Genomic DNA, 14,011 nt, shown 5'->3' with positions numbered 1-14,011 from the left:
GAGCGCATCGTTCTTTCTGTGGCCGAGAATGTGAAGGCAAAAAGCGAAATGAAAACAGAAGAGGCTAACTACAACAACTCTGTTTCAACATTTCTCGAGAAATATTCTTCTCAGGTGACTAGTCAATCGGGGAAAGTTCCCTACTTGCAAGGCATTTCACTTTCGAATGCCAACGAATACTATTGGGAAAAACTCTACGATAAAAAAAACAACCAAACTGTTTTTAACTACCATATTAAGTATCCCTTCCCGGAGTTTGAACTTCAGAAGTTAGTAAGCGACTTTAGGATGCGCGACCAGGAGATGACCGACAACCTGAATAGGCTAGAGGAAGAAGTTGATACGGTTTCTTCTATTGAACAAATTGAGAAAAACATTGACGAACTTAAAGCATTGCAGGATGCATTTGTGGATGCAAGAGCCGATAAGGTAAATTTGGTAATTGCGCGGTATAAAAACTTATACCAATCCATTGAACTTTCAGAGGTTGAGAGTAGCCTTGGTACACTCAAGTTTGTTCTTCGGCTGGGTAACCGAACAATTTCAACGGTGAAAAAGCCGGTGGTAAAGTCGGAATGTGCCCGCATTACTGGTGTGAAGAACAATGTCACCGACTGGGAGGTAACCTACGACTATGACAACTGCTACGAAGATCCTGAGAACAACATTTTAATCACCTATCGCTTTGGGAACGCCACTGTAAGCAAAAAATTCTTTTTTAACGTGGCAGCCACTAAGGCGGAAGTTTACCTCAACGAGGCAGTTCAGTTTGCTAAAATTGAGGAGGATGCCGATAATATTACTGCTTCCACCTGTAACCTTACGTTAGTGTCAAAATATGATACACCTGTTGTAATTGAGAAGGTTACTTTGGAGTTCAAGGGGGTTCCACCCATTGTTGTTGAGGATGTTAACCAAACATTTTCCGGCAAAGGGAATCATTCGCTGGAATTAACGCTAAGCAGCCCATTACCAAAACAGCTTACTACCGCTATTGGTAAGGCTAATCCAGTTCTTTCAGGCTCTATTCAATTCAGGAATCAATCCACGGGTGTAGTTTCAACCTACCGAATCTATAACCAGCAATACACAACAAACTGGTAAAAAAAGAGGGCTGAATTTCAGCCCTCTTTTTTCTTTAAATGATTATTCTTCCTCTGGAATGGGAATTAGCTCAATGGGGAGGGCAATGTTTTCGGCAAAATCGTAGCCTGCATCGCGCATATCAATATCATCTTCAGTAAAAAACCACTTTACCTTTACTGTTGCTCCAGATTGTTTCAGTGTTTCTAACTTTTTTAGAATGTGGAAAAACATTTTGGAGGAGGGGGTATTGTAGTAACTCATTCTAAAGGTTACTTCAGTAATGGAATTGGGGTGCTGGACATATTCATCCCACCAGTCAAAAATTGGGCTAAAAAACTCTTTAGCATCTTCCGGAATGGAATTCCCAAAAAATTCAAACCTGCCGGAACTCTTATCCAAGTTAACTTCTGGATATTGTGAGGTTCCTTTTACGAAAATGCTTTCCATAGCTTTATGGGTTTTACGTGATAAAGGTATGAAAAATTAGTAAAACAAATATCTATTCATACAGCAAGCTGTCCAAAAAGAAATAAATGATTGACAGGGAATGGCTCTCAAAATTTGCTGTGCCCCAAGTTTAAGCGTTGGCGTAGATATTTATCGGTTTAAAATCAAAGATTTCCTTGCTTCAGATAATCAGGCAAATATGGATATTCTTTACTTTTTTGTAAAAAAAGTTTCATTTTGCTTGTCACGTTTTGGTGTTTTTGGGAATATATAGATGAGCTTCGGTTCTTGTCAACCAAAACCAACCAAGTTCGTTTAATAGAGAGTTTTTTTCGTAATCTGGGAAAAAAGCCCGGTCAGCAACACTGACCGGGCTTTTGAATTTTCACTATCTACTAAACCGCGCAAATACACCCAGCGGCATATTCTTTTTAAACCTATCGGGGATGTAAAGTTCTCCAAACTCAAGATTCTTTGGTTTCCCAAAGTGGCTATTTACCAAATTTTCTGCAATAATGGAGGACAAGCCAAGGGAGTAAAGATTTAGAACTAAGAAGCTGTTAGTTGGCTTGAGCAGCATGCTGCAGGCATTCAGAATATCGGCTAGGCTGTCTTGCAACACCCATCGTTCGCCATTTGGGCCTCTCCCGTATGCTGGTGGATCGAGGATAATTCCGTTATATTGGTTGCCTCGTCGAACTTCCCGCTCCACAAACTTAAGCGCATCGTCAAGAATCCAGCGGATGCCGTTGAGACCACTCAGCTCCATGTTTTCGCGAGCCCAAGTAACCACCTGCTTTATGGAATCCACATGTACCGTTTCGGCTCCTGCGGCACAGGCCGCAAGCGAAGCACCTCCGGTATAGGCAAACAGGTTAAGCACCTTGGGCTTCTCCTCCTCAATAGCTTTGGTTTTTTCGTAGATGTAGTCCCAGTTTGTTGCCTGTTCGGGAAATATGCCAACGTGCTTAAATGAGGTGAGTCCTAGGCGCATGGTGAAATTGAGTTCGTTGTGGGTGTAGCCAATTTTCCATTGCTCAGGCATGCCGGGCTTAGGAAACCAGTCGCCACGATCGTCGTTGAACTTACCTTGCTTACGAATAAAGCTGGCATGGGCCATCTGCTTCCACTCCTCATCCGAAAGACTTTTTTCCCAAAGTGCTTGGGGCTCGGGCCGACGCACGATATAACTTCCAAAACGTTCCAATTTTTCAAAACCACCGGAATCAACCATTTCGTAGTCGTTCCAGCCTTTATGAGGTGCTAATATTTGCATTGCTATGCTAGTTTTATCATCATTTCACACCGTTCGCAGTCAAATTCAAGCGTAAGTTTCTGACCATTATTCTCCAAAAATAGCGTTGATGGGAGTTGTTTGTTCACTGGTGCTCTTTTTTTAAGACAGTCGCCCAGCTCGTAGCGAAGGCAATACTTGGTTGTCATTACCAAGTCTCCCTTTGCTGGTAACCCTGCTTCGTATGCTGGCCGGACTACTCTGGTACCATGACGTTCATAGAACTTCTTGGCCAAGGCATTTAGCACATTGCCTTGATATCCGATTTCACTTTCCGGGTAGGGGTGATTGGATATTACTACCTTTTTTTCGACTCTTTTGTATGCATTCACCCTGTTGGCCTCATGTTGCTGTAACAGTTCCCTGCGTAGCTGATTAATGCCACTTATGGGCATAAACGGCAAGTCTGTAACTTGGATGGTCACGTTAACTATTCGAAGTATGGAGTTGCCCCCCTTAGAAAGTTGCTCATGCCAGGTCTTTAATGCTCTTTCAGGATTGTTGGCTTTCTCCATTTCGCCACTGCTTATTGCAATGGTAGCATCAATGCCATCTTCGTCAACGGAAGTAATGGTAATGACTTTGTTGATTTCTGAGAGTGATATTGATGTCTCTATTTTCCGCTCTACAGCCTTTTCGAGTTTGAGCGTAAATTCCCGATCGAAATTTCTATAAATAGTGATACCTGCCGAAATATTTTCGATGGAGTTGGGGTAGATTCGTCCGTTTTCTACCTTATTAATGTTTGTTCCCTCAAGAATGCCATTCGGCAAGACGAAGCAGATACCATCGCCATTGGAGAGGGTTTCATTAGATGTAACAGTAAACGAGAGACTATCGACTTTGGAAACGACTCCTATTTTCTTCCCAACCGACTTGGGTGTTTGCAATGATGCCATTGTGCTTCGTTGTTCAACAAAGTATGAGGTAAATCCTCGAGAAAATGAGCGTTCTGGATCGGCATTAAATTGTGCCTCCACCTTTCCCGAAGAGGCCTTGCTGAAAGAATCTTGGTTGATCAAAAAGTTGTCGAGTATTTGGCGGTAGTGGAGTACGGCGTTTTTTACGTAGGTCTCATCCTTTAATCGGCCTTCAATTTTGAATGAGGTGATTCCTGCTTCAACAAGTTGTGGAAGGTGGTTGGAAAGGTTAAGGTCTTTGAGCGAGAGAAGATGCTGATTTTCTCTTAGCCTTCTCCCCTTGTCGTCCAATAGGTTGTAGGCCATGCGGCAGGGTTGTGCACAAACTCCTCTGTTGGCACTTCTTCCTGTAAGTGCCTGCGACAGGTAGCACTGACCGCTGTATGAAACGCAGAGGGCTCCATGAATAAAAAACTCAAGATCAACGGTTGTAGCTTGTCTAATCTCCTGAATCTGCTTGATGTTTAGTTCTCTGGCTAGGATTACACGGCTGAATCCGGCATCCTCCAAAAATTTTACTTTCGCGGGAGATGTATTGTTGGTTTGGGTACTTGCGAACAGGGGAATGGGAGGTAGGGCTGCCTCAAGCATTCCCAAATCTTGAATTATTAGTGCGTCGACACCCGATTTCCAAGCCTGCTGGGCAAGCAAAACCGCTTCAGGTATTTCATTGTCGTAAAGGAGAGTATTGATTACCATATATACCTTGGCGAAGTAACGGTGGGCGTATGTGGTCAGCCTTTGAATATCGTGCATAGAGTTTCCGGCTGCAGCCCTTGCGCCAAACTGGGGACCACCAATATACACGGCATCGGCACCGCAACTTATTGCTGCAATTCCTGAATGCATATCCTTTGCAGGGGCAAGTAGCTCCAATGGTTTCATTGGCTCCATGCGGTTAATTAAAGGCCAAATATTTGCTTAAGGGCAATGGCAACGCCATTTTGCTTACTCTGGCTGGTTACCATCTTTGCCGCAGTCTTAACAGTTTCGCGAGCATTGTCAACGGCCACACCCATTCCAACAAATTTAAGCATTTCTAGGTCGTTGTAGTTGTCGCCAAATGCAATGGCATTTTCGGGGTCAATATGGAGGTGGTTGAGCAGCATTTCCACTCCAAGCCGCTTACTGCTTACTGCTGGTGTTATTTCCATATAGATATCGGCACTACGATATACAGTAACCACATCTTTGAATTTTTTTGATATTTCAAGTTCAAGCTGGTCAATAACATCGGATGAAGCCATCACCATTATCTTTTGCAGCTGGGGTAACTCCTTTTTCAGCATCGATATTAAGTTACCATTGCTCATTACTTCTGGGGTTAATCCTGTGCTGAATATTTCGTGATCAGTCCAACTGTCGTGCTGGTTCACTAGCCATCGGTCGCCATAAAAAACACCAACATGGAAACCATCCTTTTCGCTTTGATCAATTATGACATTCGCAACATCAGAGGGGAAGGATAGCGACTGCAATGTTCTGTAATGTCCGTTTTCAGGGGCTAATATTAAGGCTCCATTGTATGCAATTAAGGGAGCATTTGGGCAAAGTTTTTTGCTAAGAGGAGCAATTGCGGCAGGCATCCTTGCCGAAATAAGAATGGTTTGGATTTGCGCTGTTTCAAATAGTTTGTTTGTAATGGTAATTGTTTCGTTAGAAACATCTTTATCGTCGTTGAGTATGGTTCCGTCGACATCAGAGAAAATAATGCGGTAGCCTTTTCTTATGAACATAGATCGTTTTTTGTAAGCCTGCAAAGGTAATTATTTGGTGGGCAATAAAAAAGGCCGGCAATTTGCCGACCTTTCTTTATTGAGCGATCATCGATTTATTGACATTTAAGAACTTCCTTAATTTGGTATTCGGCTGACTCTTTGAAAGTGCCAAAGGAAGCTTTCTTATAAGCGTCACATGCATTGGTATTCTCTTTCTTTCCAAGGTATGCGTTACCGAGGGCAAAGTAGTAAGGAGCTTTATTACTGTCGCTGGTGCCTTCTAGCAAGGGCAGAGCCTTGTTGATAGCTTCAATAGCATCATCAAACTTGGAGAGTTTGTTTGCTGCTGCAGCAAGGCCAAGGTATGCTTCGCTGGCCTTATCGTCGTATTTTAAAGCTTGAGTGAAGTGCTTGTATGCATCGGCATAATTTTCCTTCTTTTGTTCCTCAGCAGCTTTTACCAATAAGTTGTCGCTTGCCGAGTTTTTTGCATCCTTAACATCTTCGGCTTTGTTGGTGGCAGTACCAATCTCAATGGTCTTATCAAATGCTTCAATAGCCTTATCAAGATTGTTCATCTTGCTGTATGCTAAGCCCATACCGAGGTAGCATTTTGAGTAGTTAGGATCAAGCGCAATAGCCTTGTTATAATTTTCAATAGCTTTATCGTATTGACCATCGCGAAAAGCACTATTTCCAAGGAAGTTGTAAAGCTGTGGAACAACCTTTTCGGCTTTGTGCTGGGTTTTTTCATCACCATACTTTATGGCTAAAATTTTTGCAGAGTCAATTGCAGCAATGCACTCTTCAATTTTCTTCTGGTTGTATAATCCAAGGCCAATATTGAACTGGACACCTGGAATAACCTTTTCTGCTTGAAGTCTGATTTCGTCTGCTTCTGCCCCAACCTGATTGCAAATGCTCACAGTTTTGTTGAACTGGATCAGTGCTTCAGTGTAATTTTTGGCCTCATTTGCAGTAACCCCTGCGTTAAATGCTGCTACTGCATCCTTGGAGGTTGCTTGGGCAAGAACCGAACCTGCCGCTAGAATTACGGCCGCTGTGGCCACAAAAAGTAAACGTAAAAATTTGTTCTTCATTTGTAGTATTTGATTAGGTTATTATTCACGCTTTTAAAACTATTGTAGTTAGGCAATTTATCGTGCTTGAGACAACTTTGGCGGCTAATTTAAAAAAAAATTTAAATTACCAACATTAATTACATCTCTACCGGTCATCTATTTAACGTTTTTTACGAAAAAAGTCTTTCATAAGTAGGGCGGCTTGATTGCTCAAAACACCCTTGTTTACAACGGTTTTTGGATGTAAGAGGGCTGGTGATATCAGAGAGTAACCTCGTTTTGGATCATGCGCGCCGTAAACAAGTTTCCCCATTTGCGCCCAATAGAGGGCAGCAGCGCACATTGGGCAAGGTTCCACCGTAACATAAATGGTGGCTTCTGGCAAATACTTTCCGCCAATAGCTGCAGTTGCTGCAGTTATGGCCTGCATCTCCGCATGTGCAGTTGGATCGACAAGCGTTTCGGTTAAATTGTGTGCCCTAGCAATAATCTTTCCATTTACTACAACTACTGCACCGATGGGAACCTCATCCCGCGCAAGTGCTTTTGAGGCCTCCTTTAAGGCTTCGGTCATGAAGCGTTCATCAGCCCCAAGTTCTTCTGTGCTATCCATGTATCTGGGAAATATTTTAAAGCTGGCTCGCCAGCAGAAAGCAATATTTGTGTTACTTTCGCAAGGTAACAAATAAAAGAGAAATGTATAGAACACATACATGCGGAGAGTTGAATCTTACGCGGAAAGGCGAAACCGTAACGCTTAGCGGGTGGGTTCAACGCATTCGTCGCCTTGGAGGGATGACATTTGTAGATTTGCGTGATCGTTATGGCATTACGCAGCTGGTTTGTAATGAGAGTTCACCAGAACAGGTTAAGGCTGCTATTGAGCAACTTGGTCGTGAATATGTGATACAGGTGAACGGTTTGGTGATTGAGCGGACTAGCAAGAATGCGAAGATGCCAACTGGTGAAGTCGAAATCCAGATGGAGCGGTTAACCATACTAAGCAAATCCGAAACGCCTCCCTTTACCGTTGAGGACGATACCGACGGCGGGGAAGAGATCCGCATGAAATACCGTTATATCGATTTACGAAGAAATCCGCTCCAGTCGGCCATAGCGCTTCGCCATCGCATGGCACAGGAGATTCGTCGCTACCTAGACCTACAAGGATTTCTTGAAATAGAAACCCCTTACCTGATAAAATCTACTCCGGAGGGGGCACGCGATTTTGTAGTTCCTTCACGCATGAATCAGGGACAGTTTTATGCTTTACCTCAGTCGCCACAGCAGTTTAAGCAGTTACTCATGGTGGCTGGATACGACAAGTATTTTCAAATAGTTCGCTGCTTTCGCGACGAGGACCTGCGGGCTGACCGTCAACCAGAGTTTACTCAGATTGACTGTGAAATGGCATTTGTGGAGCAGGAGGATATTATCAACACGTTTGAGGGGATGGCAAATCACCTTTTTAAGGTGGTGAAAAATATAACATTTACAGAGATGTTTCCTCGTATAACCTTTGCTGAAGCCATGGAGCGCTTTGGCTCCGACAAACCGGATATTCGTTTTGGAATGGAGTTGAACGATCTAGGCGACAAGGTGAGAGGGAAGAATTTCAAGGTGGTGGATGATGCCGAATTTGTTGGTGGAATTTGTGTTCCTGGCTGTGGCGAATATAGCCGCAAGCAGCTCGATGAGCTTACGTTGTGGGTTCAGCGTCCTCAGGTGGGAGCTAAGGGGCTTATATACGTGAAGTGGCAAAATGATGGAACTATTAAATCTTCGGTCGATAAGTTTTATGCTGCCGAAGAGATGGAGGGATGGTTTCACAAGGTAGGTGGAGGCAAGGGTGACTTGCTGCTTATTTTAACAGGCACAAAGAAAAAGATGCAGGGTGCTTTAGGCGATCTGCGTCTTGAGATGGCAAACCGCTTGGGGTTAAGACTCAAGGATGTTTTCGCTCCCCTTTGGGTTGTCGATTTCCCACTGCTCGAATGGGATGAAGAATCCAAACGATTTTATGCAATGCACCACCCGTTTACCTCGCCAAAGGTTGAAGATATACCGCTGATGGAAACCGATCCTGGTAAGGTTCGGGCTAATGCCTACGATTTTGTAGTTAATGGTGTGGAGATTGGCGGAGGTTCTATTCGTATTCACGATTCCGAAGTGCAGAAGCTTATGTTTAATAAGTTGGGCTTCACTGATGAGGAGGCAAAGAATCAGTTTGGCTTCATTATTAATGCCTTCCGCTATGGAGCCCCACCTCATGGTGGCATTGCATTTGGATTCGACCGCTACTGTGCCATTTTTGGTGGGTCCGATTCCATTCGCGACTTTATTGCATTCCCAAAGAACAATGCTGGTCGCGATTTGATGGCCGACTCTCCTTCACCTATTTCTGGGATACAGCTGGATGAACTGGCGTTGAAGCTTAACCTTAAGCCATAAACAAAAAAAACCTGCCAATCGGCAGGTTTTTATTTTTTTTCAGAATGCTTTATTCTGAGCTTAATTACTTTGCTTCAGGAGCAGCAGTAGTAGCGGTGGTATCAGCCTTAACAGTTGAATCCGCAACAGGAGCTGTAGCTTCTTTTACAGTAGTAGTGTCAGTTGTTGTTTCGGTCTTGCTAGCGTTAGAGCTGCAAGCGAACATTGAAAGCATTCCAGCAATCATCAGCAGTTGTGCAAATCTTTTCATTTCTTTAAAATTTAAGGTTTGAAGGTTTGAAAATCACGATGCAAAAATATGTGAATTTAGTGTTCATTGTTCACAAAACTCAATTTTTTTTTTTGATTACTCTTTATTGTAATATCAAAACAAAGAACTTCATATGCATTTCGCTGAACAATTTACGTAAAATGCTCTAAAAATGGCATGAATGTGAACGCTTTAGTCGTCAATATAGACAGATTCTAAATAACATACAGGTGATCTATTGATACATCTGCACGTTTTCTATATATTGAGATCTATTTTTTCTTGTCCAAGTCAATTTCTTTAAGCAATTCATCAACAGCGGCCTTGAGCTGGCTATCAATACCGTTTGCAACGTCATCGGGTAAATCGGGAACAAGAACATCGGGTACTAGCTGGTGGTTTTCGAGGTAATTGCCAGCCATATCCTTTATTCCCATCTGTGGTATTCCAAACACAAGGGTTGGGTCTTGAAGATTTTCCCACCAAACGGCGGTCATGGTTCCAGGAACAGGCATCCCTACTAACTTGCCAATATTAAGTGCTTTGTAGGTAAATGGGAAACCATGTGCATCGCTATAATTTCCTTCACTCACTAACACTACTGAAGGTTTATACCACTTGTTAATTGGCTCTGAACCAATATACTGTCCTCTTGGGACAAAGTCGGCGTAACGCCTTCCACTCAGCAGAGTAGCGAGGTCGTCGTGCAGCCAACCACCCCCATTAAAGCGCGTATCAACTATTAGCGCCTCTTTATTATTAAATTTACCAAAAATGTCGGAGTACACCTTCCTGAAACTTTCACTGTTCATGCCTCTTACATGAACGTAGCCCAAACGTCCATTGGAAAGACGTTCTACGTCAGCCTCTCTCAGTTTAACCCAGCGTTTGTATAGCAGTTCATTTTCCTGCCCTAATGAAATTGGCTTAATTTTTTCTTCCCATCTAGTTCCATCAGACGGGTTATAGAGCGATAGCAGAGCATTATCTCCGGCTTTACGGTTGAGAAGAGCAAAATAGTCTTCACCTGCTTTGATTACTACACCATCAATTTTTTCAATGATGACTCCCGGCTTTATTTTAGTATCTGCTTTTGTGAGGGGACCCTCTTCTAATACCTCCGTTACCTTAAGTCCATCGCCTGTGTAGTTTTGGTCGAAGAATGCCCCAAGAGATGCAGTGCTTTCCGCATTTTCATGTGATGGGCGATACATGCAGCCAGTGTGAGAACCATTCAATTCGCCTAGCATCTCGGAAACCATTTCTGCAAAGTCGTAGTTATTGTTAATGTATGGCAGAAATCTCTGGTAGTTTTCCTTGTACGAAAGCCAATCAACACCATGTAGCTTAGGATCATAAAATTTATCCTTCACTTGTCTCCATATATGTTCAAACAGGTATGCTCTTTCTTCGGCAGGCTTGAGTTCCTGTTCGGCACTAAAGGTAATGGGTGTTACTTTGCCCGTGGCGATTTCAACCTTATCAATTTTTCTATCGGAAAGGAAAAATAGTGTTTTGCCCTCCTTGTCGATAGTAAGGTTGCTGTTGTGTCCCTTTACTTTAGCAAGAAGTTTGGTCTCTCCTTCTCTCAGATTATTTACCCATAAGTCGAAACCATCTTCAAAGCGTGCAAGGTAGTATAGCTTAGCGCCATCGGGAGAGAGTACTGCATCGGAAATATCAGCTGAGTTGATAGTAAGCCGCTGGATTCTGTCATCCAGTCCGTTGAATTCAATTACCACCGGATCAAAGTCTGGCTTTTTGTTTTCCTCTACAGTTGTTTTACTGCTTTTGTCTCCCTTTTTAGTTTTTTCCTTGTCTTGCTTATCCTTATCAGACTTTTCTTTTTCCTTTTTCTGCTTTTCTTTGAAGAGTTCATACTCTTCCTTAGTTAGCTTAAACTCATCCATTGCCTGTTGAGTGAAGAACATGATATATACATCGTTCTGAGAGCCCCAGCTACCATGGCTTCGAAGACCTTCCCTGTCGGAAAACCAAATCATGGCTTTTCCTCCAAGCACCCATTTGGGCGACTCATCGGAATAGCCACTGTGGGTAAGGTTGGTAATTTTTCCACTTCCATCTGCAGCAACCAAACCGGCATCGGTAGAGCTCCATCTTCCTTTTTCAAAAAACTTGACCAGAAACCATTTGCCATCTGGCGACCAGTCGTAGTATTGGTCACCGTCAGTGTAGCTGTAGTTATAGCTGCCATCGAGAATGGTTCTAACCTTTTTCGATTCAAGGTTAATAACCCTTAGCGTTGTTCTGTTTTCAAGAAATGCAACCTCTTTTCCATCCGGTGAAGACTGTGGTTGGAAAGTTTCCTCTGCGGTCTCTACTACGGGTTCCTCTTTCAACAAAGTTGAAGCTACAAACAGGGGTTCATCCTTGCTAATAATAGTTGTTTTGTAAATGTTCCAACTATTATTTCTCTCGCCAGCATAAAGCAGTGTTCGGCCATCTGGGCTAAAGCTTACAGACCTCTCCTGTTCTGGGGTATTGGTTATTCGTTTTGTTGTTGAGTAGTCGACACTTGTCACGTAAATATCACCACGAATAACCAGAGCGACCTCCTTGCCTGAGGGGGAGACAGCAAGTTCGGTGGCCTGCGAGGAAATGTCGGAGTATTCTACGGGTGGCTCAATAACATCAGAATTAATTGTAATGTTTACCTTTTGGGGTTCAGCACCAGCCTTAAGAGTGTAAATTTCTCCATTGTAGCCATAGCATAATAAATCGTTGTTGGAGGAGGAGAGAAATCGCACCGGATTTGACTTGTGGAAGGAGAGCTGCTTTGCTTCGGCATCTCCGGAGAGGGAAGTTTCGAATACATTAAACGATCCATTTTTCTCACTGAGGTAGAAGAAATTTCCTTCAGTTTTTGAAAATACTGGATCCCTATCTTCACCAATAAAGTTGGTTATTTTTGTTTGTTTCCCAGTCTTGATATCGTAAATCCAAATGTCGCGGGTAACCGATGAGGTATGATGCTTGCGCCATCTATTTTCATAGCCCTTCACATCCTGGTATATGATTTTTGTTCCATCGAAACTGTAGTGAGCATTCTCCGCAGGAGTTGTTAGAATTTGAGTGATTCTGCCACCTACCGCCGGTACGGAGTATAGCTCGGTCAGGGTTGATGTAGGGAATTGTGCATTTTTCGGACTATCCTCAATGTGAGCGGTAAAGAGAATATTCTTGCCGTCCGGTGAAAAGCCACTTGGATATTCGCTGTTCGAGTGGAATGTAAGCCGAGTTGGAGCCCCTCCCTCTGCAGGCATTATAAAGATATCAAAGTTGCTATACCTGTCGGATGAAAAGGCAATTTGCTTACCATCTGGCGACCACACAGGCATAAAATCATAGGCTGGATTGGTGGTTAGCTGTCGTGCAGTGCCACCTGTCGATTGAACGGTGTAGATATCGCCTTTATAGGTAAAAGCTATTGTTTTTCCATCGGGGGAAATTGCCGGATACCTCATCCAGAGCGGTGTTTCCGCCATGGTTGCAAAGGTGATTAGGCACAAGGTTAGGGTTGCAATAAGTTTTGTTTTCATGTTTGGTATAGTTAGGTTCTTTCGGCATTGAGTTCAACCTCTGATAATTTATTATGATTGCCGCTCTGTTCACCCCATTAGAACGGGCCGGATGGCAATATAATGACTAGCGTAAATTTGGTAGATTAAATTTGTCGTTAGGCAAATTATATTGGTTAGGTTCGTAATGAGAGTCAGTTAACTTTCCTGCTGTTCCAAATCGTCCCAATATTCCAAGGCCCTGCGCGTGTGCGGAATTACGATTGTACCGCCAACTAGGTTGGCTACCGCAAAAATCTCCATGATTTCCGGTTTGGTAACTCCAAGCGTAAAGCACTGTTCCAGATGATACTTTACGCAATCGTCACACCGAAGCACCATGGATGTTGCCAGCCCAAGCATCTCTTTAGTCTTAGCGCTAAGGGCTCCATCGACGTATGTGTTGGTGTCGAGATTGAAGATTCTTTTTATTACGAGATTGTCGGCAGCGAGAAGCCTTTCGTTCATCATCTCTCGATATTCTCGGAATTCCTTTATCGTTTTACTCATAAGTTTGTTAATTTAGGTTAAAATATCATATTTGAAGGAAAAAAATGTGAAAGGTTTAATGTCCGATAATCCTTTAAAATAAAGCAATGCAGAAGGTTGCCCCAAAAAACAAGAAAAAATAAACAAATTAACTGATAATATCCTTGAAATTTATTTCCAATATTATTAAATTTACATTGAATTATTGAGCCACTCTTCAGGTGTGAGTTAGTGGTGGTTAAAGTAGTAATTTCTAAAATATTTTGAACTTTCGTCCTCAAATTAATATTTACAAATGTAATTGTTATGAAAAAAATCCTCCTCTCCGAGAATGAAGTGGCAGACTTCAAAGCGTTCTGCCTTAGCGAGCTGGAAAAGTCACATGCACGTGTGCGCCAGCTGCAGGCAATCTTGAATCGTCTGGGTACTGATGTTTCCGACATTGGTTCCGACGAAGAAGATATGTCAACTTCGTTCTCTCAATCAGTTCTTGCTGGCTCAGCCAACGAGTTTGAATCACCCAAACGGAAAAAGAACCGTCGCAAAAAGAAAAAAGTAAAGTGGGCTGACTTTATCCTGAATACAATTAGAGATAAAGGTACTGTGATGCTTGCCAACGAGATAATTCAGGCTGCCTACGACGATTTTGAAGTTCCCGATGATGAGCGTCAAAAAGTTCGTATGTCACTTTCAAGC

Annotated in this window: 12 protein-coding genes; 3 read left to right on the top strand and 9 right to left on the bottom strand. The window is 42.9% G+C overall.

The features are described 5' to 3' along the window. The coding region (locus tag VMW01_16300; protein ID HUW07809.1) for a hypothetical protein at nucleotides 1-1,104 on the top strand (1,104 nt) is incomplete at its 5' end. A gap of 42 nt (nucleotides 1,105-1,146) precedes the next feature. On the opposite strand, the gene VMW01_16295 is transcribed toward VMW01_16300, so the two are convergent. The 6 genes from VMW01_16295 to VMW01_16270 form a co-directional block, all read right to left on the bottom strand. Next, entirely contained in the window at nucleotides 1,147-1,533 is a 387-nt protein-coding gene (locus VMW01_16295; protein HUW07808.1) for a DUF1987 domain-containing protein, read from the bottom strand. 388 nt (nucleotides 1,534-1,921) lie between these two features. Beyond that, nucleotides 1,922-2,809 (bottom strand): class I SAM-dependent methyltransferase, encoded by an 888-nt coding sequence (locus tag VMW01_16290; protein ID HUW07807.1) that lies wholly within the window; start codon nucleotides 2,807-2,809, stop codon nucleotides 1,922-1,924. A 2-nt stretch (nucleotides 2,810-2,811) separates the two neighbouring features. Next, the gene (locus VMW01_16285; GenBank protein ID HUW07806.1) at nucleotides 2,812-4,632 is read right to left on the bottom strand and encodes a U32 family peptidase; all 1,821 of its coding nucleotides are present in this window, start codon (nucleotides 4,630-4,632) and stop codon (nucleotides 2,812-2,814) included. A 17-nt stretch (nucleotides 4,633-4,649) separates the two neighbouring features. After that, nucleotides 4,650-5,483: an HAD family hydrolase gene (locus tag VMW01_16280; protein ID HUW07805.1), complete on the bottom strand. Its 834-nt coding sequence runs from the start codon at nucleotides 5,481-5,483 to the stop codon at nucleotides 4,650-4,652. 95 nt (nucleotides 5,484-5,578) lie between these two features. Next, entirely contained in the window at nucleotides 5,579-6,565 is a 987-nt protein-coding gene (locus tag VMW01_16275) for a tetratricopeptide repeat protein (protein ID HUW07804.1), read from the bottom strand. A 142-nt stretch (nucleotides 6,566-6,707) separates the two neighbouring features. Beyond that, nucleotides 6,708-7,160 (bottom strand): nucleoside deaminase, encoded by a 453-nt coding sequence (locus VMW01_16270; protein ID HUW07803.1) that lies wholly within the window; start codon nucleotides 7,158-7,160, stop codon nucleotides 6,708-6,710. An 83-nt stretch (nucleotides 7,161-7,243) separates the two neighbouring features. Here VMW01_16270 and aspS point away from each other — a divergent pair, with 83 nt between their 5' ends. Continuing rightward, the gene (aspS, locus tag VMW01_16265) at nucleotides 7,244-8,998 is read left to right on the top strand and encodes an aspartate--tRNA ligase (GenBank protein ID HUW07802.1); all 1,755 of its coding nucleotides are present in this window, start codon (nucleotides 7,244-7,246) and stop codon (nucleotides 8,996-8,998) included. Between the two features lie 64 nt (nucleotides 8,999-9,062). Here aspS and VMW01_16260 read toward each other — a convergent pair whose 3' ends face one another. From VMW01_16260 to VMW01_16250, 3 genes are all read right to left on the bottom strand, one after another. After that, on the bottom strand, nucleotides 9,063-9,248 hold the full coding sequence (locus tag VMW01_16260) for a hypothetical protein (protein HUW07801.1): 186 nt from the start codon (nucleotides 9,246-9,248) through the stop codon (nucleotides 9,063-9,065). 272 nt (nucleotides 9,249-9,520) lie between these two features. After that, nucleotides 9,521-12,808, bottom strand: a complete 3,288-nt coding sequence (locus VMW01_16255) for a S41 family peptidase (protein HUW07800.1) — start codon at nucleotides 12,806-12,808, stop codon at nucleotides 9,521-9,523. Nucleotides 12,809-12,985: 177 nt separating this feature from the next. Next, entirely contained in the window at nucleotides 12,986-13,336 is a 351-nt protein-coding gene (locus VMW01_16250) for a carboxymuconolactone decarboxylase family protein (protein HUW07799.1), read from the bottom strand. A 285-nt stretch (nucleotides 13,337-13,621) separates the two neighbouring features. On the opposite strand from VMW01_16250, the gene VMW01_16245 reads away from it, so the two are divergent. Continuing rightward, nucleotides 13,622-14,011, top strand: a 390-nt coding sequence (locus tag VMW01_16245; protein ID HUW07798.1) for a hypothetical protein, incomplete at its 3' end; no start/stop codon positions are given.

This window comes from Williamwhitmania sp. (assembly GCA_035529935.1).
Taxonomy (GTDB): Bacteria; Bacteroidota; Bacteroidia; order Bacteroidales; family Williamwhitmaniaceae; genus Williamwhitmania.
Note: the sequence above shows the minus strand (reverse complement) of the source record. Positions and strands in the feature narration are given on the sequence as shown.

Bases quoted from the DNA above. Each gene is read 5' to 3' on its own strand.
- VMW01_16295 (HUW07808.1), bottom strand. From the start codon at position 1,533: ATGGAAAGCATTTTCGTAAAAGGAACCTCACAATATCCAGAAGTTAAC.
- VMW01_16290 (HUW07807.1), bottom strand. From the start codon at position 2,809: ATGCAAATATTAGCACCTCATAAAGGCTGGAACGACTACGAAATGGTT.
- VMW01_16285 (HUW07806.1), bottom strand. From the start codon at position 4,632: ATGAAACCATTGGAGCTACTTGCCCCTGCAAAGGATATGCATTCAGGA.
- VMW01_16280 (HUW07805.1), bottom strand. From the start codon at position 5,483: ATGTTCATAAGAAAAGGCTACCGCATTATTTTCTCTGATGTCGACGGA.
- VMW01_16275 (HUW07804.1), bottom strand. From the start codon at position 6,565: ATGAAGAACAAATTTTTACGTTTACTTTTTGTGGCCACAGCGGCCGTA.
- VMW01_16270 (HUW07803.1), bottom strand. From the start codon at position 7,160: ATGGATAGCACAGAAGAACTTGGGGCTGATGAACGCTTCATGACCGAA.
- aspS (HUW07802.1), top strand. From the start codon at position 7,244: ATGTATAGAACACATACATGCGGAGAGTTGAATCTTACGCGGAAAGGC.
- VMW01_16260 (HUW07801.1), bottom strand. From the start codon at position 9,248: ATGAAAAGATTTGCACAACTGCTGATGATTGCTGGAATGCTTTCAATG.
- VMW01_16255 (HUW07800.1), bottom strand. From the start codon at position 12,808: ATGAAAACAAAACTTATTGCAACCCTAACCTTGTGCCTAATCACCTTT.
- VMW01_16250 (HUW07799.1), bottom strand. From the start codon at position 13,336: ATGAGTAAAACGATAAAGGAATTCCGAGAATATCGAGAGATGATGAAC.